General features: G+C 49.7%; 23 protein-coding genes and 1 pseudogene. 8 read left to right on the top strand and 16 right to left on the bottom strand.

Annotation, left to right across the window (positions count from 1 at the left end):
• Positions 1-42 precede the first annotated feature (42 nt).
• The 4 genes from mliC to pdxY all read left to right on the top strand — a co-directional run bounded on the left by mliC (position 43) and on the right by pdxY (position 3,414).
• A complete protein-coding gene (gene mliC / locus OGV71_RS18310) occupies positions 43-372 on the top strand; it encodes a C-type lysozyme inhibitor (RefSeq protein WP_003029170.1) in 330 nt (109 codons plus the stop codon).
• Between the two features lie 59 nt (positions 373-431).
• On the top strand, positions 432-1,088 hold the full coding sequence (pdxH, locus tag OGV71_RS18305) for a pyridoxamine 5'-phosphate oxidase (protein ID WP_003029169.1): 657 nt from the start codon (positions 432-434) through the stop codon (positions 1,086-1,088).
• A gap of 126 nt (positions 1,089-1,214) precedes the next feature.
• Positions 1,215-2,489, top strand: coding sequence for a tyrosine--tRNA ligase (gene tyrS / locus OGV71_RS18300; protein WP_003029168.1), 1,275 nt, complete (start codon positions 1,215-1,217; stop codon positions 2,487-2,489).
• A gap of 64 nt (positions 2,490-2,553) precedes the next feature.
• Complete coding sequence (pdxY, locus tag OGV71_RS18295; protein ID WP_204583585.1) at positions 2,554-3,414, top strand: pyridoxal kinase PdxY; 861 nt, start codon at positions 2,554-2,556, stop codon at positions 3,412-3,414.
• Between the two features lie 83 nt (positions 3,415-3,497).
• On the opposite strand, the gene gstA is transcribed toward pdxY, so the two are convergent.
• From gstA to blr, 12 genes are all read right to left on the bottom strand, one after another.
• A complete protein-coding gene (gstA, locus tag OGV71_RS18290; protein WP_003029164.1) occupies positions 3,498-4,103 on the bottom strand; it encodes a glutathione transferase GstA in 606 nt (201 codons plus the stop codon).
• Between the two features lie 104 nt (positions 4,104-4,207).
• On the bottom strand, positions 4,208-5,713 hold the full coding sequence (gene dtpA / locus OGV71_RS18285; RefSeq protein WP_003029162.1) for a dipeptide/tripeptide permease DtpA: 1,506 nt from the start codon (positions 5,711-5,713) through the stop codon (positions 4,208-4,210).
• 613 nt (positions 5,714-6,326) lie between these two features.
• Complete coding sequence (gene nth, locus OGV71_RS18280; RefSeq protein WP_204583583.1) at positions 6,327-6,962, bottom strand: endonuclease III; 636 nt, start codon at positions 6,960-6,962, stop codon at positions 6,327-6,329.
• Positions 6,959-7,654, bottom strand: a complete 696-nt coding sequence (locus OGV71_RS18275) for an electron transport complex subunit E (protein ID WP_204583581.1) — start codon at positions 7,652-7,654, stop codon at positions 6,959-6,961. The genes nth and OGV71_RS18275 overlap by 4 nt, the downstream gene beginning before the upstream one ends.
• A gap of 3 nt (positions 7,655-7,657) precedes the next feature.
• Positions 7,658-8,278, bottom strand: coding sequence for an electron transport complex subunit RsxG (gene rsxG, locus OGV71_RS18270; RefSeq protein WP_003029155.1), 621 nt, complete (start codon positions 8,276-8,278; stop codon positions 7,658-7,660).
• Between the two features lie 9 nt (positions 8,279-8,287).
• Entirely contained in the window at positions 8,288-9,340 is a 1,053-nt protein-coding gene (gene rsxD, locus OGV71_RS18265; protein WP_016150195.1) for an electron transport complex subunit RsxD, read from the bottom strand.
• On the bottom strand, positions 9,341-11,365 hold the full coding sequence (gene rsxC, locus OGV71_RS18260; RefSeq protein ID WP_204583579.1) for an electron transport complex subunit RsxC: 2,025 nt from the start codon (positions 11,363-11,365) through the stop codon (positions 9,341-9,343).
• Positions 11,358-11,936 carry an electron transport complex subunit RsxB gene (rsxB, locus tag OGV71_RS18255; RefSeq protein WP_003029148.1) on the bottom strand — a complete coding sequence of 193 codons (579 nt, stop codon included), beginning with the start codon at positions 11,934-11,936 and terminating at the stop codon, positions 11,358-11,360. The genes rsxC and rsxB overlap by 8 nt, the downstream gene beginning before the upstream one ends.
• A complete protein-coding gene (gene rsxA / locus OGV71_RS18250) occupies positions 11,936-12,517 on the bottom strand; it encodes an electron transport complex subunit RsxA (RefSeq protein WP_003029144.1) in 582 nt (193 codons plus the stop codon). The genes rsxB and rsxA overlap by 1 nt, the downstream gene beginning before the upstream one ends.
• Positions 12,518-12,593: 76 nt before the next feature.
• Positions 12,594-13,034: a DUF2569 domain-containing protein gene (locus OGV71_RS18245; RefSeq protein WP_003832803.1), complete on the bottom strand. Its 441-nt coding sequence runs from the start codon at positions 13,032-13,034 to the stop codon at positions 12,594-12,596.
• A 91-nt stretch (positions 13,035-13,125) separates the two neighbouring features.
• A complete protein-coding gene (ydgT, locus tag OGV71_RS18240) occupies positions 13,126-13,341 on the bottom strand; it encodes a transcription modulator YdgT (RefSeq protein WP_003029138.1) in 216 nt (71 codons plus the stop codon).
• 291 nt (positions 13,342-13,632) lie between these two features.
• Positions 13,633-13,758: a division septum protein Blr gene (gene blr, locus OGV71_RS18235; RefSeq protein WP_003029134.1), complete on the bottom strand. Its 126-nt coding sequence runs from the start codon at positions 13,756-13,758 to the stop codon at positions 13,633-13,635.
• Positions 13,759-13,998: 240 nt separating this feature from the next.
• Between blr and OGV71_RS18230 the strand changes: the two genes are divergently transcribed.
• Positions 13,999-15,039, top strand: a complete 1,041-nt coding sequence (locus OGV71_RS18230) for an oxidoreductase (RefSeq protein WP_003029131.1) — start codon at positions 13,999-14,001, stop codon at positions 15,037-15,039.
• 101 nt (positions 15,040-15,140) lie between these two features.
• Here OGV71_RS18230 and add read toward each other — a convergent pair whose 3' ends face one another.
• The 3 genes and pseudogenes from add to OGV71_RS18215 form a co-directional block, all read right to left on the bottom strand.
• Complete coding sequence (gene add / locus OGV71_RS18225) at positions 15,141-16,142, bottom strand: adenosine deaminase (protein WP_003843551.1); 1,002 nt, start codon at positions 16,140-16,142, stop codon at positions 15,141-15,143.
• A gap of 100 nt (positions 16,143-16,242) precedes the next feature.
• Entirely contained in the window at positions 16,243-17,415 is a 1,173-nt protein-coding gene (locus OGV71_RS18220; protein WP_204583577.1) for a MalY/PatB family protein, read from the bottom strand.
• 10 nt (positions 17,416-17,425) lie between these two features.
• A pseudogene (locus tag OGV71_RS18215) lies at positions 17,426-17,893 on the bottom strand (glucose PTS transporter subunit EIIB); the annotation flags it as partial.
• Between the two features lie 418 nt (positions 17,894-18,311).
• Between OGV71_RS18215 and OGV71_RS18210 the strand changes: the two are divergent.
• Positions 18,312-19,034 carry a YagK/YfjJ domain-containing protein gene (locus OGV71_RS18210; RefSeq protein WP_049003481.1) on the top strand — a complete coding sequence of 241 codons (723 nt, stop codon included), beginning with the start codon at positions 18,312-18,314 and terminating at the stop codon, positions 19,032-19,034.
• A gap of 652 nt (positions 19,035-19,686) precedes the next feature.
• Entirely contained in the window at positions 19,687-20,427 is a 741-nt protein-coding gene (locus OGV71_RS18205) for a GIY-YIG nuclease family protein (RefSeq protein ID WP_049003480.1), read from the top strand.
• Between the two features lie 195 nt (positions 20,428-20,622).
• Here OGV71_RS18205 and OGV71_RS18200 read toward each other — a convergent pair whose 3' ends face one another.
• Complete coding sequence (locus tag OGV71_RS18200; RefSeq protein ID WP_049003478.1) at positions 20,623-21,237, bottom strand: recombinase family protein; 615 nt, start codon at positions 21,235-21,237, stop codon at positions 20,623-20,625.
• Between the two features lie 695 nt (positions 21,238-21,932).
• Between OGV71_RS18200 and OGV71_RS18190 the strand changes: the two genes are divergently transcribed.
• Positions 21,933-22,871: a cation diffusion facilitator family transporter gene (locus tag OGV71_RS18190; protein ID WP_001198019.1), complete on the top strand. Its 939-nt coding sequence runs from the start codon at positions 21,933-21,935 to the stop codon at positions 22,869-22,871.
• The last annotated feature ends 75 nt before the right edge of the window (positions 22,872-22,946 follow it).

Here is a 22,946-nt window from a genome sequence, read left to right as displayed (position 1 = left end):
GAGGGTTCCATTACCCTCCGGGACCAGGAAAGTCTTCAGGATATGGCTATGAAAAAACTATTGTTAGTGTGTCTGCCGGTACTGCTTAGCGGGTGTAGCGTATACAACCAATTTGTTGAGCGTATGCAAACGGATACGCTCGAATACCGCTGCGACGAAAAACCGCTTACCGTCAAGCTGAACAATACCCGCCAGACGGCAAGCTTTGTTTATGATAATCAGCTATTGAACCTCAAACAGGGCGTGTCGGCATCAGGTGCGCGCTATACCGATGGGATCTACGTTTTCTGGTCTAAAGGCGACGAGGCAACGGTCTATAAACGAGACAGAATTGTGCTAAATAACTGTCAGTTACAGAACCCGAAGCGTTGAGATTTTCACCTGGGCGGCGCACAATAGCGTCACCCACTGACAATCCGTAGCCCAACATCATGTCTGATAACGACGAATTGCAGCAAATCGCACATCTGCGCCGTGAATACACGAAAGGCGGTCTTCGCCGCCGCGATCTTCCCGCCGAACCCCTTGCGCTGTTTGAGCGCTGGCTGGGGCAAGCCTGTGACGCCAAACTGGCCGATCCCACCGCGATGGTCGTTGCGACCGTCGATGAAAATGGCCAGCCGTATCAGCGTATCGTGTTACTCAAACATTATGATGACAAAGGGCTGGTGTTCTATACCAACCTTGGCAGCCGTAAGGCGCATCAGATCGAGAAAAATCCACGCATCAGCCTTTTATTTCCCTGGCATACGCTGGAACGGCAGGTGATGGTGATCGGCAAGGCTGAGCGTCTCTCCACGTTAGAAGTAGTGAAATACTTCCACAGTCGCCCACGAGATAGCCAGATTGGCGCCTGGGTCTCTAAGCAATCCAGCCGGATCTCAGCTCGTGGTATTCTTGAAAGTAAATTTCTCGAGTTGAAGCAGAAGTTTCAGCAAGGAGAAGTTCCGCTGCCAAGTTTCTGGGGCGGCTTTCGCGTGAGTATTGAGCAAATGGAGTTCTGGCAAGGTGGTGAAAACCGCTTACACGATCGTTTTTTATACCAACGCGAAGATAACGCGTGGAAAATTGATCGCCTGGCCCCCTAAAGATGCAAATTTCTTGTTTTAAGCGCTGGTGCTGATCAATCCGGCGCTTTATTCTATGTTTCTTTCGCATCAGGCGAAAAGTCGTGTACCGGCAAAGGTGCAGTCGTTTTATACATGGAGATTTTGATGGCAAGCAGTAACTTGATTAAACAATTGCAAGAGCGGGGGCTGGTGGCCCAGGTGACGGACGAGGAAGCGTTAGCAGAGCGACTGGCGCAAGGCCCGATCGCGCTCTATTGCGGCTTCGATCCTACCGCTGACAGCTTGCATTTGGGGCATCTGGTTCCATTGTTATGCCTGAAACGCTTCCAGCAGGCAGGCCATAAGCCTGTCGCACTGGTAGGTGGCGCAACCGGTCTGATTGGTGACCCGAGCTTTAAAGCCGCCGAGCGTAAACTGAATACCGAAGACACTGTGCAGGAGTGGGTGGATAAAATCCGCAAACAGGTTGCACCGTTCCTCGATTTCGACTGTGGCGACAACTCGGCGATTGCTGCGAACAACTACGACTGGTTTGGCGGTATGAACGTACTGACTTTCCTGCGTGATATCGGCAAACACTTCTCCGTTAACCAGATGATCAACAAAGAAGCGGTTAAGCAGCGTCTGAACCGTGACGATCAGGGGATCTCCTTTACCGAGTTTTCTTACAACCTGCTGCAGGGTTATGACTTTGCCTGCCTGAATAAGCTGCACGGCGTGGCACTGCAGATTGGTGGTTCTGACCAGTGGGGTAACATTACTTCGGGTATCGATTTGACCCGTCGTCTGCACCAGAATCAGGTGTTTGGTCTGACCGTACCACTCATTACTAAAGCTGATGGCACCAAATTCGGTAAGACGGAAGGCGGCGCAGTGTGGCTGGATCCGAAGAAAACCAGTCCGTACAAATTCTACCAGTTCTGGATCAACACCGCCGATGCGGACGTTTATCGCTTCCTGAAATTCTTCACTTTCATGGATATTGAAGAGATCAATGCGCTGGAAGAAGAAGATAAAAACAGCGGTAAAGCGCCGCGTGCCCAGTATGTTCTGGCCGAACAGGTTACGCGTCTGGTTCACGGTGAAGAAGGTCTGGTCGCGGCAAAACGCATTACCGAAAGCTTGTTCAATGGCAATCTCAGCGATTTGAGTGAAGCAGATTTCGAACAGCTGGCGCAGGATGGCGTGCCGATGATCGAGATGGACAAAGGTGCCGATTTGATGCAGGCGCTGGTAGACTCCGAGCTGCAACCTTCTCGCGGTCAGGCCCGTAAGACCATTGCGTCTAACGCGGTGACCATCAACGGTGAGAAGCAGTCCGATCCGGAATATTTCTTCCAGGAGAGTGATATCCTGTTCGGGCGCTATACCTTACTGCGCCGTGGCAAGAAGAACTATTGTCTGATTTGCTGGAAGTAAGATTGCGTTAGCAGGGGCGTGGGAAACTACGCCCCTTTATTTTTTCAGGGTTGTGGTAAGTAAAATGAAGAAGATCCTCGCCATCCAGTCCCACGTTGTTTTTGGCCATGCGGGCAACAGTGCAGCAGAATTTCCGATGCGTCGTCTTGGCGCAAACGTCTGGCCGTTGAATACCGTCCAGTTTTCAAACCACACGCAGTATGGCAAATGGACCGGTTGTGTTATGCCGCCGAGCCACCTGACTGAAATTGTCCAGGGCATTGCTGATATTGATAAACTCCAGACCTGTGACGCAGTACTGAGCGGCTATCTTGGCTCAGCTGAACAGGGCGAGCATATTCTGGGTATTGTACGTAAAGTAAAAGCGGCCAACACGCAGGCAAAATACTTTTGCGATCCGGTGATGGGACACCCTGAAAAGGGATGTATCGTAGCTCCGGGTGTGGCGGAATTTCATGTTCGTCATGCGCTTCCAGCTAGTGACATTATTGCCCCGAATTTGGTTGAGCTCGAAATTCTGTGTGAGCATGCGGTGAACAATGTTGATGAGGCCGTTGCGGCGGCGCGTGAACTGATCGCTCAGGGACCTGAAATTGTACTGGTGAAGCATCTGGCACGCGCAGGTATTAGCACCGACCGTTTCGAGATGCTGTTGGTCACCGCTGAACAGGCGTGGCATATCAGTCGCCCGCTGGTCGATTTTGGCGCACGTCAACCGGTTGGTGTGGGTGATGTTACCAGTGGCTTGTTGCTGGTGAAACTGTTGCAGGGCGCGTCTTTACAGCAGGCGCTTGAGCATGTGACTGCGGCAGTGTACGAAGTGATGATCGCCACTAAAGAGATGCACGAGTATGAGCTGCAGGTGGTGGCCGCGCAGGATCGCATCGCGAAGCCTGAACACTACTTCAGCGCAACGCAGCTGTAATCAATGCCCGATGGCGTTCACGCTTATCGGGCATATTTTTAGCTGTAGGCCGGGCAAGCGCAAGCACCACCCGGCAACAACAATTAATTTAACCCTTCTGCTTTAAGCGCCGCGGCAACCGCCGGGCGTTCAGCCATACGCGCCATATACGCGTCGATATGGCTTAATCCTGCCATATTCAGCTTAACCGCATAGGCCCAACGCAGTACGGTAAACAGGTAGGCATCGGCGATGCTGAAGCGCGGGCCGCAGATCCATTGGTTATCTTTTAGCGAGTCGTTCACATACTGCATTTTTTTCTCCAGCAGCGCGCGAACGGTTGGCTTGAAGTCTTCCGGCGTATCGGGACGGAACAGTGGCGTAAAGCCTTTATGCAGTTCTGTCGCAATGTAGTTAAGCCATTCGATGGTTTTGTAACGGGAGAGGCTGCTGGTAGGGGCAAGGAGCTGACGGTCTGGCACGCTGTCCGCCAGATATTGCATGATGGCGACACCTTCGGTAAGTAGCGTACCGTCATCCAGCAGCAGTGCGGGAACTTGCCCTTTTGGGTTTACCGCGAAAAAATCATCGCCATTTTCCAGACGTTTCTTCATCAGATCAACACCATCCAGCGTGAAATCTTTACCGCTCTCACGAAGTGTGATGTGGGAAGCAAGAGAACAAGCGCCCGGTTTGTAGAACAGTTTCATCGGTAACTCCTTTTGGCTGAGGTATATCGTATGGTAGTGCTACCTCATGCAAAAAAAAAGCCGCTAACAACAGTTAGCGGCCTGAAAATGAGTTTCCCTGAGAATTACGCTGTCGCGGCCTTAGCGGCTTTCTCATCGGCTTCGTCATCCTGAGTCATACGGTTCAGTTTCGGAGCCGTCAGCAGCATCAGAACAGCGATAACAGCCGTCGCAACACCAATCTGCAGGAACACACGACCGTAGACTTCAAGGGACATCAGCGGGTCAGTCACGTTCTCTGGTACAGCCATCATGTTAGCGACGTAGCCACCGATGATGTTTGCACCGGCAGTGGTCAGGAACCAGCTACCCATGATGAAGCCCATCAGGCGTTGCGGAACCAGCTGTGCCACCATTGCCAAACCCAGACCGGAGATCATCAGCTCACCGATACTTTGCAGGCCATAGCAGATAATCAGCCAGTTAACGGAAACGATGCCCGCATCGGTAGCGAATTTCGCACCCAGCGGCAGGATCAGGAATGCACCGGAACACAGCACCATACCAATCGCAAACTTGGTCGGCATCGGCAGGGTATCACCCATCTTGTTATAGATAGCGGCGAGGATTGGGCTACCAATGATGATCCAGAACGGGTTCAGCGCCTGGTACTGTTCAGGTTCGAAAGCAATGCCAAGAATAGAGTGCTCAACGTTACGAATCGCAAAGAAGTTCAGTGAGGTCGGCATCTGGCTGTACAGCACGAAGAAGATAATCGCTTCCAGCATCAGAATGAAGGCGACGATCATTTTACGACGTGCAGCGCCTTTCATGGTGAAGGCTTCTTTACCGAAGATAAACACGATACCGATAGCAATTACACCCAGAACCATACGTGCGATCTGCTGGTTGTGCAGCAGCCAGGTCGCAATCGCGATCAGAACCACAACGCCAACGATAGTCAGCAGCAGGTTACGGAAGTTGATTGGTTCAAAGTCAGGTTTAGAACCGTATTGTTTAACCCAGCGCTGACAGAATGCGAAGTTAACAACGGTAATCAGCATACCCACGACGCTCAGCGCGAACGCAGTGCTCCAGCCGTAACGCGCAGCTAACCATGGCGTTGCCAGCATAGAGAAGAATGAACCGATGTTGACGGACATGTAGTACATGGTAAATGCACCATCAAGACGCGGGTCATCTTTGGCATAGCAGGTAGAGAGCAGGGAGGATGGGTTTGCTTTAAACAGGCCGTTACCGACCGCGATAGCCGCCATGCCCATATAAACGATACCCGCATCGTGACCGGACCATGCTACCAACGCATAACCGATGGCCAGGACAACGGCACCCAGCATAATGACACGTTTTGTTCCCAGAACTTTATCACCTAACCAGCCGCCAATGGCAACCAGACCGTACACCAGGGCGCTAAAGGACGAGAAAAGGGTGATGGAATCCGCTTCTGACATACCCAGCTGTTTAACCAGGTAGACGGCCATAATCCCTTGCAGGCCGTAATAACCAAAACGTTCCCACAGCTCAATAGAGAAAATGAGATAGAACGCTTTTGGTTGTTTGAAGGCGTTTAAACTTACGCTTTCTGTTGGTTTATTGTTTGCAGTAGACACTTTTACCTCTTTTTTTACATCCCATATCAACGGGGGTGTTCAGGTACGTGATGAGTCAAGTTCATCCGTCCAATTGTTATAGTGGGAGGGGAAACGGCAAGTAATGTTCACTATCTTGACCATTCAGACAAGTGGTTTGTAATAATCTGTTACATATATCATGACTGGTGAAATCGTCGGGGCTGTGAAATGTTATCTAGCGTTAAATTTCTTCATTTGTAAAATGGCAGATTTTTACACTGTTTAATCACCGCTAAAACCGCAATGTGGCAATATGTTCTGCTAATTAAGGTTGAATCCAGTGATATAGGCCATTATCTGAAAAATAGGCAGTGTAATGTTTTGTTTAGAAACTGTGCAGTTAGGTCATCTAATTGTCATCTTAACTAAAAAATAAAAACTTATTAACATTGTGTTAGCTGGATGATCTGGATCACGTATAGATAGAAATTTCTTTTGCTAAAAAAACGATTAACCTGCTCAGGTGTTAATTAACAAGAATATTGCATTAGATTTGAGCAATTGAATGGCATCATTGTCGGGAAAGGAAACATTGGGGAGTGCATAACTAAACGTTATGTATGTATGGGGCAAAGAGGATGCCCCGGCAGCATTAGATATCGACTTTCTCTTTGAATTCGCAGAGATCTTCGATGATACAGGAACCACAACGTGGCTTTCTGGCGATGCAGGTGTAGCGGCCATGAAGAATCAACCAGTGGTGGCAATCGACTTTAAATTCACTGGGTACAACTTTCAGTAGCTTTTCTTCTACCTGCTCGACGTTTTTACCTGGGGCGAATTGTGTCCGGTTACATACCCGGAAAATGTGGGTATCTACGGCAATAGTGGGCCAGCCAAAGGCGGTATTTAACACCACATTAGCCGTCTTGCGCCCAACGCCGGGGAGAGCTTCTAACGCAGCACGGTCTTCAGGCACTTCACCATTATGTTGTTCCAGCAGAATGCGGCAGGTTTTAATTACGTTTTCCGCTTTGCTGTTAAACAAGCCGATTGCCTTGATGTAGGACTTAACACCTTCAACTCCGAGCTCCAGCATCGCAGCAGGCGTATTGGCGACGGGGTATAGTTTAGCCGTCGCTTTATTGACGCTGACATCGGTGGCCTGAGCGGATAGCAAGACCGAAATCAGCAGTTCAAACGGCGATGTAAAATTAAGCTCGGTTGTCGGATGCGGGTTGTTATCCCGCAGGCGAGTCAGTATTTCCAGACGTTTTGCTTTGTTCATGAGACATTCCCTGTTTCACCAGCCGGACTGTCCACGACAGCCGCTTCGGCACGACGTTTCTTCATTCTCTCATCAATCAGGTACTTAACTGCCAGCATCAAGCCCAGACCAATAAACGCGCCTGGTGGCAGCATGGCCAGCAGAAACGGCGTATCAGTATGGAAGATCTCAACGCGCAATACTTTGGCCCAGTTACCCAACAAACCGTCTGCGCCATCAAACAGTGTACCGTTACCAATTATTTCACGCAGCGAGCCCAGAACAAACATGGCGCCGGTCGCCCCCATACCGATGGAAAAACCATCGAGTGCGGATAATGCAGGGCCTTTTTTGGCGGCGAAGGCTTCTGCGCGGCCAACAACAATACAGTTGGTCACAATCAGCGGGATAAAGATGCCCAGAGACTGATACAGGCCAAAGGCATAGGCATTGATCAGCATCTGCACCGCACTCACCACGGAGGCGATGATCATGACATAAATTGGAATACGGATTTCAGGCGGAGTCCAGCGACGAAGGGCCGAAATCGTCAGGTTGGTCAGCGTCAGAACGAGCGTCGTCGCGAGCCCCAGCCCCAGCGCGTTAGTGGCGGTAGAGGTAACAGCCAACAGCGGACACATCCCGAGTAGCTGCACAAGCGCGGAGTTATTTTTCCATAACCCCTGGACTATAACGTCTTTAATTTCGCTCATGGTTTATTCTCCACAGGCGCTAAGTTGAGGAAGCTGCGCGGGTAGCGTCTGCGCATACAAACCGGCGCGTTTTACTGCGTTCACTACCGCCCGCGGCGTAATGGTTGCACCAGTAAACTGGTCAAAGTCGCCGCCGTCTTTTTTCACAGCCCAGTGGGCATCGTTACCCGTAGCGATCGTTTTGCCGCTAAAGTGGGTGATCCAGTCGGACAGTCGCAGTTCGATTTTATCGCCCAGTCCCGGGGTTTCATGATGTTCGGTTACCCGCGTACCCAACACGGTACCCGTAAAATCGACACCGACCAGCAGTTGAATCGCCCCGGAATACCCATCTGGCGCCGTAGCTTCAAGAATTGCTGCAACGGGACGGTCGTCCTGGCGGGCAATATACACGCGGTGAGTACCTTTGCCCAATGCCTGCGCATTGACCAGATAACAGCTCTCAGACAAGTTATTATTGTAGCGATCGCCAGGTAGCACCTGATCGAACAGTGCTTTTTGCTGCAGCGCGGCCTGTTCATCAATGGTGGACTTGGTTAATTGATTGATTGCCGCGGTTAATCCCGTTGAACCAGCAGCAAACAGTGCCAGCGTAATACCGTGTTTACGAATCGTTTTCAGCATTGGGAGTCCTTAGCGATGTCCGTACACGCGAGGGCGGGTGTAATAATCAATCAGGGGAACCGTGATATTTGCCAGTAATACAGCAAAGGCTACACCGTCAGGATAACCGCCAAAACTGCGAATCAACCATACTAACAACCCCGCAAGTGCGCCAAAAATCAGGCGGCCGCGGTTAGTTGTCGAGGCCGTAACGGGGTCGGTAAGAATAAAAAATGCACCCAGCATGGTTGCGCCGGAAAGCAGGTGTAACTGAGGAGACGCGAGTGACTCAGGTGAGAACAACCATCCCAGAGTGGCGCAAACGGCGAGCGACAGCAGGAAGCTAACCGGGATATGCCAGCGAATTGCCCCCTGCCATAACAGAACGATACCACCCGCCAGCCAGGCAAGATTAACCCACTGCCAGCCCGCGCCTGCCAGCACACCGCTGTAAATCGGGTATTGCATCACCTGTTCAACGGTATGCCCGGCATGCAGTGATGTCTTAAAGGTATCGAGAGGCGTTGCCTGGCTGATACCATCAATGCCCATACGCAGTGTATTCATATCCCCACCGCTGACGGTATGGCCGCTAAGGATAACGTTCAGCGCGTCAAAGAACCCAGGCACTGTAGCCGCAATTTCGTGCGGCGGCAGCCAACTGGTCATCTGTACTGGAAATGAGATTAGCAGCACGACATAACCAATCATGGCAGGATTAAACGGGTTCTGACCGAGACCGCCATACAGTTGTTTCGCAATGATAACCGCGAATACCGTGCCCAATACCACCATCCACCAGGGGGCGAGCGGGGGAATACTCACGGCCAGCAGTAACCCGGTGAGTAACGCAGAGTTGTCTTTTAAAATCGGCACAATGGGTTGTTTACGCAGTTTAAGCACGCCCGCTTCGGCGGCGATAGCGCTGATGGCGGCCAGAACTATCTGGAACAACGTACCCCAGCCGAAGAACCACAGCTGTGCGGCGATCCCCGGCAATGCCGCAAGTAACACCAACATCATGATACGTGATGTCTGGCGCTGGTTATGGGTATAAGGGGAGCTTGCTATTCTGAATACCATTTATTCCTCGTTAACAACCTGCTGCTGTGCGGCTTTCTTTGCCTGAGCGCGTGCGATAGCGGCCGCGACGGCGGCTTTACGTGGATCAACCGGCTCGGCTGTTTCCGTTACCACTTGCTGCTCGAGCTTGCGGGCCTTGGCGCGGGCAATGGCCGCTTCCACGGCGGCTTTACGCGGATCAACCGATTCGGCTGTTTCCGGTACCGCCTGCTGCTCGAGCTTGCGGGCTTTGGCGCGGGCGATGGCCGCTTCCACGGCGGCTTTGCGTGGATCAACCGGCTCGGCTGTTTCCGGTACAGCCTGCTGTTCGAGCTTGCGGGCTTTGGCGCGAGCAATTGCCGCTTCGACGGCAGCTTTACGCGGATCTGTACCCGTGCTGCTGCCTTCACTTTGCGGCGAATTTTCCTTACGGGAAGCACGAGCTTGCGCCTTACGCGCCTCGCGTGCGGCAATCACTGCGCTATTGTCAGGTTTTTCACCTGCCTGAATTACTACCGGCTGCAGCGCCTGAGCCTGTTTTTCTTTTACGCGAGCCAGCGCGGCGGCAATGGCATCATGGTCTTTGGCCGCCGGTTGAGCAGCGGCGCTCTTATGGCGTTCAAGACGCGCTGCTTTTTCACGTTCAAGGCGCGCCTGTCGGGCTTCAAACCGTGCTTTCGCTTCAGCGGCTCGTTTTTCTTCCTGGCTAATGGCGTAAATCTCGGCTTTTTCCTTGCGGAAATACTGCACCAACGGAATATTGCTTGGGCATACCCAGGCGCAGGCACCGCATTCAATGCAGTCGGCGATATTGTGGGCCGTTGCTTTGTCGTGCTGTTGCCCTTTACTGAACCAATAAAGCTGTTGTGGCAGGAGATCCGCCGGACAGGCATCGGCGCATGCGCTACAGCGAATGCAGCCTTTCTCTTCCGGCGTTTCACCCATTTCACTGGCAGAGGGGGCCAGAAGACAGTTGGTAATCTTCACCACCGGGACATCCAGCCATGGCAGCGTAAACCCCATCAGCGGTCCGCCCATAATCACCATCTGGTCGGCGGAAGGGCAAAAGCCCGCGTCGTTGAGCAGATGACGAACCGGCGTGCCCAAACGCGCCCAGACGTTGCCCGGGCGGCTGACGGCTTCACCGGTAAGCGTCACGACACGTTCGGTGATCGGCTCACCGTCAATTACTGCACGTTTAATTGCATAGGCGGTACCGACGTTTTGCATCAATACCCCGATATCTGAGGAGCGTCCACCGTGGGGAACCTGCTTGCCAGTCAGGATTTGTGTTAACTGTTTAGCCCCGCCGGAAGGGTACTTGGTGGGGATAACGCGCAAACTGATGTCGTGTGAATCAGCCAGCACCGCGCGCAGCATAGATATTGCCTGCGGTTTGTTATCTTCTATGCCGAGGAGGATCTCGCGTGGCTGAAGAATGTGCGCCAGGATGCGGATTCCTTCGACGACCTGCGCCGCACAGTCCTGCATCAGGCGGTCATCTGCTGTAATGTACGGCTCGCATTCAGCGGCGTTAATGATCAGCGTTTCAATTTTATCTCCGCCGCCCTGCAGTTTAACGCCGGTGGGAAAACCTGCGCCACCCAGCCCGGCGACGCCGAACTGATGAATACGCGCAATCAGCTCTTCTCGGCTGTGGGAGCGGTAATCGGTCCAGCCGTCTCGCTCAATCCAGCGGTCTTCGCCATCGGCGTCTATGATAACGCTCAACTCAGCCAGTGCCGAAGGATGTGCGGTGGAGTGCGGGGCAATGGCAACCACGGTACCTGATGTTGGCGCATGGACTGGAAGCATTTTGCCACGCCCGCGGGTTAATGCCTGACCACGCAGCACGGTGTCACCCACGTTTACGCACAGTTCACCCTCCGCACCAATATGTTGTTTCAGCGGAATAACAAAACGCGGTGCCAGCGGAACCTGTCGCAACGGTGTTCCGTTTGACTGGGTTTTCATTTCTGGTGGATGAATGCCACCATCAAAGTCCCAGATTTTATTTTTTCTGAATGCAGAGAATAACTTAAACATGTTGTTCCACGGGAATGATGCGCACAGGGATGGTGTTTAAATCCCATTTCCAGCTATCGGGTGTCTCAGCTACCGGGCGTAATTCAATGCATTGCGTCGGGCACGGGTCAACACACAGGTTGCACCCAGTGCAGAGATCGCTCATTACCGTGTGCATGGCGCGGGTCGCGCCCACGATCGCATCGACCGGGCAGGCCTGAATACACTTAGTGCACCCGATACAGTTATTTTCATCAATGACCGCCAGCATACGCACCGGCGTAACGTCTTGTTCATCACCATCAATAGGCTGCGGATCGACGTTCAGCAGGGCGGCAATTTTTAACATCACCGCTTCGCCACCGGGGGCGCAACGGTTAATTTTTTCACCCTGAGAGCCGATCGCTTCAGCGTACGGATGACAGCCCGGATAGCCGCACTGCCCACACTGGCTTTGCGGGAGAATTTCATCAATTTTCTCCACGACCGGATCATCTTCAACGGCAAAACGTCGTGAGGCGTACCCCAAAATAGCGCCGAACGCCAGACCCAGTACACTCACTGCGGCAACGGCAATCCAGATAGCATTCATTACAACTTCACCAAACCACTAAAGCCCATAAAGGCCAATGACATTAAACCAGCGGTAATCAGCGCAATCGCATTCCCGCGAAACGGCGCTGGGACGTCCGCCACGGCGAGGCGTTCGCGGATCGCGGCGAACAGTACCATCACCAGTGAGAAGCCGACGGCGGCGGAAAAACCGTATAGCGCCGACTGTAAAAAGTTATGGCCGAGGTTGATGTTCAGCAGCGCCACACCTAACACTGCGCAGTTAGTCGTGATCAGCGGTAGGAAGATCCCTAGCAGGCGGTACAGCGCAGGGCTGGTTTTGCGCACAACCATTTCGGTAAACTGCACGACGACGGCGATAACCAGAATAAAAGCCAGCGTGCGCAGATAGATGAGATTGAGCGGGATTAGGATCCAGGTATCAATCAGCCATGCGCAGATGGATGCCAGTGTCATGACAAACGTCGTGGCAAGGCCCATACCCATTGCGGTTTCCAGTTTTTTGGAAACGCCCATAAACGGGCAGAGGCCCAGAAACTTGACCAGTACAAAGTTATTGACCAGTACAGTTCCGACAAACAGCAGCAGGTAATCAGTCATTTTTCGGCCTGAAATAAAAAAGCCGCCTATTATCTGACAATCTACAACAGGCGACAACAGGTTAACTGTAGGGTTATTACGGGTTCACAAACGTCGATTTAACGCGCTGCGATCGCTTGAAGTAGGGCACCAACAGTGCTGCGGCCAGTAATGGGAACAGCAGTTGGCGCACGGCAAAAGCGTCTGGGACGGGTGAAAATGCAAACGCTTTAATCGCCAGCAACACGGAGATCAGCAGCCACAGAATGTAATGCTTGGGCACACAGGCTCTGCGTTTGAAAAACGCAATTGTCAGCCACAGTGTGTAATACCACATGGCGATCGCGGTAACAAAGGAGACGCCCCATAACAGCAAATTTGCTGTACTTTGCTCACCCAGCGTTTTGAAGGTTTGCGGTGTTGCCAGCGCAGTGACATAAAGTAATAACGCCAGCGAAGCGCTCAACAACGCGACTAACAGCCAGGCCAGTGGCCCAAGTAGCCAGCCTCCGATACGTTGTGCCGGTGTGGTAGTCATCTCTTCTCCAGTTTTACGCGCGCAATCAATCATGCCATTCATTTTGGGGCAATTATTATAAAGCTTTTAACGTTGAGCGCTACTTTCTTCTCTATTGCACGTAATGCCAGACTGATTTAGGTACCTGACCAACATCAAACAGACGGCCTCCGGATATAAGCTCCGCACGGCGATGGTCTGCGGCACGGTACATATTGATCATGTCGCTATCGTCGGTGAGCGTGTAGTTTAAATGGTCGAAAAGTTTTTCCAGACTTTCGAGTGAGCTGATTTTGCGGAATTTTAATAAGTAATCCTGAACAGTCATAAATGCAGATCCATATTAATAAAATAATACCAACGGAGTAGAAAATATAAAAATAAACAACGTGCACAGGTAAAAGCGCATTTACGTGCAAATGTAAGAAGAGTGTTCATACCTGTGAAAAAGCAGGCGCTATGCGCGTCTTCGGCAAGGGTAACGCGCATAGCGATCGCTGGCAATATGCAGCGGAACGGGATGCGGCATAATTCACTTTTTTTGACAGAAAGCGATCTTTTACCGGCAAACCCTGCAACTACCAATGTTAATTGCCGGGCAATAAAAGGTTGCGGATGCTTATTTCTTCTGCACTGCCGCAACGGGCTCTGGTGGCTGGTAATTGTCAATATGATTGGCAACACCCAGCAGGATCACGGAGACGGCGAGAACAATCCAACCTGTTAATTCAATAAGACGATTCATTACTGATGACATTTGCTTTGATTTATCCATAAACACAGGCTGCAAATGTTACTAATCTCTCATTAATACAGCAAGATGGTTGGGAACGATTTCTCCCTCTTTTTCGCTGCAAGTTAAGCATAAGTGGCATATGTTTGACTTAAGTTAAAAACAACCTTTGTAGCGCGAAGGTTATTAAACTATTGAGACGTTGCAAGGTATGGTGTGAAATAGGTCAGTCCTGAATTGAGAGGCAATAACATGAGTGACAACATCCGCGTTGGGCTAATTGGCTATGGTTATGCCAGTAAAACCTTCCATGCCCCCCTGATTGTGGGCACGCCGGGCCTGGAACTGGCTGCAGTTTCCAGTAGTGATGAAGCAAAAGTGAAGGCAGACTGGCCTACGGTGGCGGTTGTTGCTGAGCCTAAGCATCTTTTTAACGATCCAAATATCGACCTGATTGTGATCCCCACGCCTAATGACACACACTTTCCATTAGCGAAAGCTGCGTTGGAAGCGGGCAAACATGTGGTTGTTGATAAGCCTTTTACTGTGACACTGTCACAAGCTCGTGAGCTGGATACGCTGGCGCGCAGCCTCGGGCGCGTGCTGTCTGTGTTCCATAACCGTCGCTGGGACAGTGATTTTCTGACGCTGAAAGCTCTGCTAGCGGATGGTGTTTTGGGAGAGGTGGCGTATTTCGAATCCCATTTCGATCGTTTCCGCCCGCAGGTTCGTGACCGTTGGCGTGAACAGGGCGGTCCGGGAAGCGGTATCTGGTACGATTTAGCACCGCATCTTTTGGATCAGGCGATTAATCTGTTTGGTTTGCCCGTCAGCCTGACGGTAGACCTGGCCCAGTTGCGTCCGGGCGCGCAGGCGACGGATTACTTCCATGCCATCCTGACGTATCCGCAGCGTCGTGTGATCCTGCATGGCACCATGCTCGCTGCCGCAGAATCGGCCCGTTATATTGTGCACGGATCGCGTGGCAGCTATGTGAAATATGGTCTTGACCCGCAGGAAGAGCGCCTGAAAAATGGCGAGCGACTGCCACAGGAAGACTGGGGTTATGATATGCGCGATGGCGTTTTGACGCGAATAGAAGGCGAAGAGCAGGTTGAAGAAACCTGGCTTACTGTACCTGGCAACTATCCGGCGTACTATGCTGGCATTCGTGATGCGCTAAACGGTAACGGTGAAAACCCGGTACCGGCGAGACAGGCTATCCAAATTATGGAGCTGATTGAGCTGGGTATCGAATCTGCGAAACATCGTTCGACGCTGTGCCTTGCTTGATTGGACTAATGCCGGATGGAGATGCTCAGGCATTTTATCCGGCCTACAATGAAAACCAACGTAGGCCGGATAAGCGTTAGCGCCATTCAGCACTTTACCCGTTACGCTGCGCCGACTTTTTCGCGCAAGGCTCGTTTTTCTTCGTTACTCAGGAATGCCATTTCCAGACCGTTGATTTGCGCCTGGCGGATCTGTTCGCGCGTTAGGCCTGCAGCTGGTGCGGCAATGGTGTACTCGTGAATAATATCCACACCCTGAACAGCCGGGTCGTCCGTATTCAAACTGGCAATAACGCCATGCTCAAGGAACGTTTTCAGCGGATGGTTCGCTAGTGAGGCAACGGTGCTGGTCTGAATGTTTGATGTCAGGCAGGATTCGATGCCGATACGATGCTCGGCGAGGTAATCCATCAACGCACGATCTTCAACGGCTTTAACGCCGTGACCAATACGCTCAGCGCCCAGCTCTTTAATGGCCTGCCAGATGCTTTCTGGTCCCGCGGCTTCGCCCGCATGCACGGTAATATGCCAGCCGGCGTCGCGTGCCTGGTTGAAATGGGACAGGAACAGACTGCCAGGGAATCCCAGTTCGTCACCGGCTAGATCCAGTGCCGTAATATGATCTCGGTGGGCTAACAGCGCATCCAGTTCCTGCAGACAGGCGGCTTCGCCAAAAGTACGGCTCATAATGCCAATTAAGCGTGCTTCGACGCCAAAGGTCTTGCAGCCCTCGCGCACGCCTGCGATGACGGCTTCAACCACACCTGCCACCGGGAGTTGATGCGCCATCGCCATATAGCCTGGTGAAAAACGTAATTCTACATAGTGCAGACCGTTACGTGCTGCATCCTCAATATTTTCAAATGCCACGCGGCGACAGGCATCCAGCGAGGCCAGTACCTTCACGCCCCAGTCGAGCTTGGATAAAAAACTCACTAAATCTGGCTCAGTGGATGTCACTTGCACATGAGGGATCAGCGTTTCCAACGTTTGTGCCGGGAGCGTTAAATTGAACTGACGACCCAGATCCAGAATCGTTTGGGCACGGATGTTACCATCAAGGTGGCGATGGACGTCGGTCAAGGGGAGGGAAGTATCAATCATGGTCGCACTCGTGTATTTAGGTAAAGTGCGTCGTATTATAAGAAAAAATCGGGATAAAAATCTATGTTGCGCAATGAATAATTTCATTGCGCAAACTTTATTAGCGTACAGAACGTATGCCGTTAATCAACCCCTGAACGCCTTTTTCAAGTTTGGATCGTGGACATCCGGCATTCAGGCGCACAAAACCGCGTCCTTCTTCGCCGTATGTGTATCCGGGCATGATGGCGACTTTCTGCTGGTGGATGAGCGCTTCCTGCAATGCGTGGTCATCAATGTTGAGCGGACGCAGGTCAATCCATGCCAGATAGGTGGATTGCGGAACCTGCCAGTTCAGTTCGGGGAATGCGGCATTAAGCTCGCGGGCGACGTAATGCAAATTGCTGGTAAGGTAATCCCGCAGCGCATCAAGCCAGCTTGCTCCCTGATGATAGGCGGCAATATGTGCGCTCAGCGCGAGCACTGCTGGTGAGGAAAGACCATCGCGACCTTTTAATGCGCTGAGATAATCGTTACGGCTTTGAGCGTCTTCAATAATTCCGTAAGCCCCGGTCAGTGCCGGAATATTAAAACTTTTTGAGCCGGAAGTGAGCAGCGCCCAGCTGTCACGCGCGACATTACTCCAGGGGATATGTGGGTGATCCCCCCATACCATATCCATATGGATCTCATCGGAAATAACTTTTACACCATGGCGCTGACACAGTTCTGCCATGGTTTCCAGCTCATCACGCGTCCACACTTTGCCCGTCGGATTTTGTGGGCTACAGAGCAGAAGAATTTTGCTCTCTGGACGAGACAGCGCATTCTCCAGCGCGGCCATGTCGCAGTACCAACCGTCAGTGCGTTTTTCCAGTTCGACAGAGCGCACCACGCGCTGATTACCTTCAATTGCTTTGTAAAACGCGTCGTACGCCGGCGTATGAATCACCACCGCATCACCCGCAGAAGACCACTGGCGGATCAGCTCCGATACCATATAGATGACCGAGGGGCCATAAACCAGCGACTGAGGATCGATTTGGGTATTATGACGCGATAGAAACCAGTGACTAATCGCCGCAAGAAATTCATCATTTTTCCAGCGACTGTAACCCAACACGCCATGTGACAGGCGCTGAGTCAGCGCCTCCAGAATACAGGGTGCGGTGGCAAAATCCATATCGGAGATGGTGAACGGCAGCAGGTCGGCTGAACCAAAACGGTCGGCAACGTAATCCCACTGAGTACACCAGGTACCATGCCTGTCCACAACCTTTGAAAAATCAAACATATCATTGTCCTTAAGCTTGTACGGTGTTCATCAGAACTGCGATCTCGTCTTTCACTGACTGGACCTGTGGGCCAATAACGACCTGAAGATTATGCTGATTGAGTTGCACTACGCCAATAGCGCGATTGTCCTTCAGAGCCTGTACATTCACAAGAGACATATCCTTCACTGACAAACGCAGACGGGTAATGCAGTTATCCAGGCTGACGATGTTTTCCGCACCGCCAAGCGCCGCCAGAATGGCAGGGACGTTGTAACCGGATTTACCCGGCGCTCCAGCCATTACTTTTTCGATATTGCTGGCAATTTCGACGTCCCGACCCGGTGTCTTCAAATTGAAGCGTGTGATGGCGAAACGGAAGATGACGTAGTACACCGCGAACCAGATCGCCGCTACAACAGGGACCAGATACCACTTGGTAGAGAGTCCATGCAGGATACCGAACACCACGAAGTCAATCAGGTTACCGTCGGTGTTCACTGAAGTGTAATGGGTATAATTGATATTTGCCGATGTACACTGTGAACAATCAGGTTACTGCAATGTTGAAAATTACAGCTCCCACTCAACTGTGTATGCCGGAAGGAAGCCAAAGACAAGATTGTAAATCCCTTTGAATTTCTCCGTTGTTACCAACACCCCACACAATCATCATCCCTCTTTTATCAAGGCATGATTTCCGTTGCCCCCTTTCACTCCTTCTGATATGATAATGAGTTATTATAAATATTTCCGTAAACTTTGTTCCGTAGTATTTCTCTCCTCGAAAACATCCCCAACGTCAGATGCAAGGCGGCTTTGCGCTATCGCAAATGCCATCGTTTTACCGTGTTTTTAGGTAGTAACTATGTAGGGGGTGTGATCTCTTTCTGAGTACAAAAAGGTTAATTTAACAATGATGCAACAATCACAAACCCTATTCGAATCGTCGGTTTTATCGGCAACAAGTTTTCGTACCGTCTACCATGAACACGGACGTTACAAAACAATTAATGGCAACTCCTTTGTTCATGATGGTCATGCATACCGGATTAACACAAGAATCGGCTCTGGTGTTCGCCATGACATACTTATGTCAACAATCAACGAACTGAAAGCAATCCAGAAGCGCTACAGTCGAGTGTTCCTTACCCGTTTTGATCTTCACCTCCCTGCGTTGACTTCTGTTGAAGCGGGTAACAAATACATACGCAAACTGTTCAAACGATTACGTGCCCGCCTGGAGTCTGGGAATAACGGCTTATCGAAACCTATCATCGATTTTGCTTACGGTTGGGTTTGCGAGCAGGAAAAGGCATTACAGCCACATTACCATTGCTGGATTGCGCTTCCACATCGTCTGGTAAGATGGTTTGGAACGCCAGAAAGAGGGATCGCTGGTATTATTACTGAGATCTGGATGAAACTGACAGGTGGTGAAGCAACGCTGGTAAACTTGTCTAAAGCTACGAAGGACTATCGCGATCACTACGTCATTCATCTTGACGATCCTTCATCACTCGAAGGTCCGATATTTTGGCTTTCTTACCTGGCAAAAGAACGCGGGAAGTCGCAAACAGGGAAGGGAACGCGCTTGTATTCAACATCAAAGTTGAGTCGTAAAGCACTGGATTCGTAAATATCGCACAGGAAGCCCGTAGTGCGTTTTTCTTTGTAAGTTATACGATTGCATTACCCATGTCATGAAAAGCGCTTAGAATCGCACTCAGGACATTTGAGGGCATGATCAATACATGATTAACTTGTTGCTTCGGTCATGTGTTTGATTACTGAATGATAATTGCTTTGCTTATAGAAGTATACATTACTTCAAAATTCCGAGCGAAGCGAGGGACACGAACGAAGTGAGTGTTAACAGCTAAACTACATAATTATATTATTATATTTTATATATAGAGAAAAATGTAGTTTTTGGGCTGGTTTTTAACCAAATGTAAACTATCCGTCTTCGCTTCGCTTGACGGAACTCGCTTCGCTCGTAATTCAGGGTATTACTTCAACATTTGAAGCGAAGGACACGAACGTAGTGAGTGTGTTATGAATTCACAACCCGCAGAATGTTTTGTTCAATGATCACTGTACGGTCAGAACCGAATAATAAAATGTATTAGCTCAGATTTGCACCGTTGGTAACATTTGTCACAAAGCCGGACCCAATTTGACATTCCGCTCCGAGTCAAGAGCGGACATTACTGACATCAAATTTTGTTAAGCTACAGTGAGGAGTTCAGCATGTATAATGCTTTTACTATTCCATATGGAACCCTAACATGAATCGTTTGACTGAGATTGGTTTTATCAAGGTGGGATTCTGGCAGATTATAGACGGTAGCCTGAAGTACCATCTCGATGACAGATTCACAGATGTTAAGAACAACCTCTATGCATTTGTTTGTGATGGTGAGGTAAAATACGTTGGTAAAACCACTCGTCTACTACGTAACAGGATGTACCATTATTCACGTCCAGGCCCTTCCCAATCTACGAATATAAAAAATAACGCTAACATCATTGAGATGCTATCTAATAATGTTGCCGTTGATATCTTAGTGCTTCCAGATTCGGGACTTATGCACTACGGGCAATTTCACTTAAATCTTGCTGCTGGTCTTGAGGATTCCATCATTAGTGCCATTAACCCTGAATGGAATGGAATTCAGAGGCCAGAACTGAAGAGTGAGGAAGTAATATCAACTGAAGCTGAAATCATCACACATAGCAGTATTAAACAATTCACTTTCAACATGACAGATACGTACTGGCGAAGAGGATTCTTTAATGTGCCGGTAGTAAGTTCTCAAAAGTTTGGTAAAGACGGTGAGAACATCAAGATTGTTCTTCATGATGGCATGTCTTCCATCACGGCAATGATTAACCGAACTGCCAATCAGTCTGGTTCACCCCGCATTATGGGGGGCGTTGAGCTTAGGCAATATTTTCAACTCAATTACACAATTGGTGATGTTGTACCTTTCGAGGTGCTCACACAAAATATGATGAAGCTAAAATGAAAGATTTTTTTCCTTCTTACAGTCGTATCAGCCTGAACGTTCCGCAGGTTGGCCTGTTCGCTGTCAATTAAATACGCAGATTTTATCAAAGTGGATCCGGTAGTAATAAACAACGAACGTCCTCTTCGCTCAGGACGGATGGTCAGATTCGAGTACGTTCTGTCTGCGCATTCATCCGGTCAGAATCGAATATAATTAGCTTACTAACTCCTTCTTGATTCGGTAAAAAGTGGCGCGACTGATATCTGCTGCTTTCATGATGTGGGCTGGTTTAACGTTCTGTGCCAGCATTTCCCGAACCACTTCACGGGCTTGCATATCTTTTTCTTTCCCCGTATACAAACCTGCCTGTTTTGCTTTTGCGATCCCTTGTGCCTGGCGTTTACGCCGGGTTTCATAATCTTGTCGTGCCATTGTCGCGAGGATATCGATCAGCATGGCATTAACTGCTCTCAAAATGCCGCTGGTTAGGTCACTACCAGACATTTCAACCATCTGCCAGCTTGTTGGCAAATCCATTGATACAATAACCAGCCCTTTACTGTTCAGCGTAGCTTTGAGTTCAGCCCATTCTTCATGTTGAAGACGACTGAGACGGTCAATCGCTTCAATAAGAAGCAGATCGCCAGGTTGTGCTTCTTCAAGAAGATGCATTAGTTCCACACGCTCCAGCTTCGCACCGCTGGCATTCTCAATGTATTCTCCGGCTACTTGCCAGTTTTTGCTTTGCGCAAATTCGCGCAGGCTAACTAATGCACGATCAGCATGTTGGCCTTCGGTAGATGCACGGCAGTAGATACGGACATTCATTATGTATTCTCTTTTAAGTATCAAATCAATACCCATATGATACATTACATTGTTTTGTAGTCAATAGGGTTGAATTTGATTGTATTGAGACTTCTTATCATGGTCTTTATCAGGTATACCTAAAAGAGATATTGTTCGGATGGTATTCAGATCTTGCTTGGGGTATACGATTTGGTCAGTTTCTGTAGCTGAAGCACTCCGGTTTCATTTCAGCAGGTCTTAATCAAATTCAGTGTGCCATACATGCGGCACGAAAAAGTCTGGCATCAATGTGACCAGTTCTATCACCCACCACAGTCACTACAGTGGCCACACAGTTGGGGACCCAAAGGATGTTGTTTACCATTTTGCAATGGTTGACAGCTACCCGAAAGCAACTCCTCTTCGAGAGCGCTCAATTCCTCAGTTAATCGGGTTTGCAATTTTAGTTTGTTGAACCCATCCACACTGGGCGTAAGTGTATAGTTGTGATAACTGTCAACTTTTCTTCTCTCTTCTGTTCAGAATAAATTAATGTTCAGGCGTTATGATAAATAGATGTTTTCGCCACCATGGCGCGGTCTTTACAGGAATAAATCTCACCATTTTTATATTTTCACCACAGTACCTCAAAATTTCATATACCAAAACTGAACTTGGCCGGGTAGTATTGGCTGCTTAGTATTAACTGTAGATGCTGTTATTAGGAGTTTCAGGTGCAGGTAAACAAACTTACGGATGATATTGATATTAGTTCTCATGAGCGTTTCCTCGCGGCCCGTAAAAGCACATGGGTTAGTGTGCTTGTTAATTGTTTTCTGACATCCGGGCAAGTGATTACTGGCGTATTTTCCGGATCTCAGGGGCTTATTGCGGATGGTATCCATTCTCTGTCTGATTTAGTTTCAGACTTTGTGGTGCTTATTGCTAATCATAAAAGTAAAAAAAATCCCGATGATGACCATCACTACGGGCATCATCGTTATGAAAATGGTGCATCATTAATTCTGGGGACAATTTTATTCATTGTTGGCATCGGGATGTTATGGTCAGCAGCAAATAAAATGCAACAACCAGATGATATTCCTCAGGTACATATTGTTGCTCTGTGGGTGGCCTTAGCCGCACTGGTTATCAAAGAGCTTCTTTTTCGCTATATGCTGGCAGTAGCAACCCGAGTAAAATCCACTATGCTGGTTGCCAATGCCTGGCATGCCCGCTCTGATGCCGCCTCATCTTTGGTGGTGGCTATTGGTATTATTGGTAGTTTATCAGGGTTTAAATTGCTTGATCCGGTAGCTGCACTGGTTGTGGGACTGATTGTGACCAGAATGGGATATTCATTTATGTCAGATTCGCTTCATGACTTGATGGACAGGGCCGTGGATATTGAAACTGAAAATAGTATAAAAACAACATTATTGTCCACGCCTGGGGTCGAAGGCATCCATGACCTCAAGACCAGAAAAATGGGGGACCTTGTTGTGGTTGATGTTCATCTGGAAATTGATGGTGATTTATCAGTGAAAGTAGGACATGACATTGCTGTTTTGGCCAGGAAATCAGTTTTAGATAATCATCATGTTTTAAATGTTATGACACATGTTGACCCTTATTTTAAAGGTGATAATAGTCCTGGTTGCGGGGGCAAATAATCCTGAAAAATAATATGAATGCTGCTGTTTTTTGAGAGGATTGGGAAGGGATTATTTTTTTGCGCAATATTACCC

The organism is Citrobacter sp. Cf088 (genome assembly GCF_030334295.1).
Classification (GTDB): domain Bacteria; phylum Pseudomonadota; class Gammaproteobacteria; order Enterobacterales; family Enterobacteriaceae; genus Citrobacter; species Citrobacter freundii.
Note: the sequence above shows the minus strand (reverse complement) of the source record. Positions and strands in the feature narration are given on the sequence as shown.

Bases quoted from the DNA above. Each gene is read 5' to 3' on its own strand.
- nth (WP_204583583.1), bottom strand. From the start codon at position 6,962: ATGAACAAAGCAAAACGTCTGGAAATACTGACTCGCCTGCGGGATAAC.
- blr (WP_003029134.1), bottom strand. From the start codon at position 13,758: ATGAATCGTCTTATTGAATTAACAGGTTGGATTGTTCTCGCCGTCTCC.
- rsxB (WP_003029148.1), bottom strand. From the start codon at position 11,936: ATGAATGCTATCTGGATTGCCGTTGCCGCAGTGAGTGTACTGGGTCTG.
- add (WP_003843551.1), bottom strand. From the start codon at position 16,142: ATGATTGATACTTCCCTCCCCTTGACCGACGTCCATCGCCACCTTGAT.
- ydgT (WP_003029138.1), bottom strand. From the start codon at position 13,341: ATGACTGTTCAGGATTACTTATTAAAATTCCGCAAAATCAGCTCACTC.
- rsxD (WP_016150195.1), bottom strand. From the start codon at position 9,340: ATGGTATTCAGAATAGCAAGCTCCCCTTATACCCATAACCAGCGCCAG.
- rsxA (WP_003029144.1), bottom strand. From the start codon at position 12,517: ATGACTGATTACCTGCTGCTGTTTGTCGGAACTGTACTGGTCAATAAC.
- OGV71_RS18245 (WP_003832803.1), bottom strand. From the start codon at position 13,034: ATGACTACCACACCGGCACAACGTATCGGAGGCTGGCTACTTGGGCCA.
- tyrS (WP_003029168.1), top strand. From the start codon at position 1,215: ATGGCAAGCAGTAACTTGATTAAACAATTGCAAGAGCGGGGGCTGGTG.
- rsxC (WP_204583579.1), bottom strand. From the start codon at position 11,365: ATGTTTAAGTTATTCTCTGCATTCAGAAAAAATAAAATCTGGGACTTT.
- OGV71_RS18275 (WP_204583581.1), bottom strand. From the start codon at position 7,654: ATGAGCGAAATTAAAGACGTTATAGTCCAGGGGTTATGGAAAAATAAC.
- pdxY (WP_204583585.1), top strand. From the start codon at position 2,554: ATGAAGAAGATCCTCGCCATCCAGTCCCACGTTGTTTTTGGCCATGCG.
- OGV71_RS18230 (WP_003029131.1), top strand. From the start codon at position 13,999: ATGAGTGACAACATCCGCGTTGGGCTAATTGGCTATGGTTATGCCAGT.
- pdxH (WP_003029169.1), top strand. From the start codon at position 432: ATGTCTGATAACGACGAATTGCAGCAAATCGCACATCTGCGCCGTGAA.
- rsxG (WP_003029155.1), bottom strand. From the start codon at position 8,278: ATGCTGAAAACGATTCGTAAACACGGTATTACGCTGGCACTGTTTGCT.
- OGV71_RS18220 (WP_204583577.1), bottom strand. From the start codon at position 17,415: ATGTTTGATTTTTCAAAGGTTGTGGACAGGCATGGTACCTGGTGTACT.
- OGV71_RS18200 (WP_049003478.1), bottom strand. From the start codon at position 21,237: ATGAATGTCCGTATCTACTGCCGTGCATCTACCGAAGGCCAACATGCT.
- gstA (WP_003029164.1), bottom strand. From the start codon at position 4,103: ATGAAACTGTTCTACAAACCGGGCGCTTGTTCTCTTGCTTCCCACATC.
- OGV71_RS18205 (WP_049003480.1), top strand. From the start codon at position 19,687: ATGAATCGTTTGACTGAGATTGGTTTTATCAAGGTGGGATTCTGGCAG.
- OGV71_RS18210 (WP_049003481.1), top strand. From the start codon at position 18,312: ATGATGCAACAATCACAAACCCTATTCGAATCGTCGGTTTTATCGGCA.
- mliC (WP_003029170.1), top strand. From the start codon at position 43: ATGGCTATGAAAAAACTATTGTTAGTGTGTCTGCCGGTACTGCTTAGC.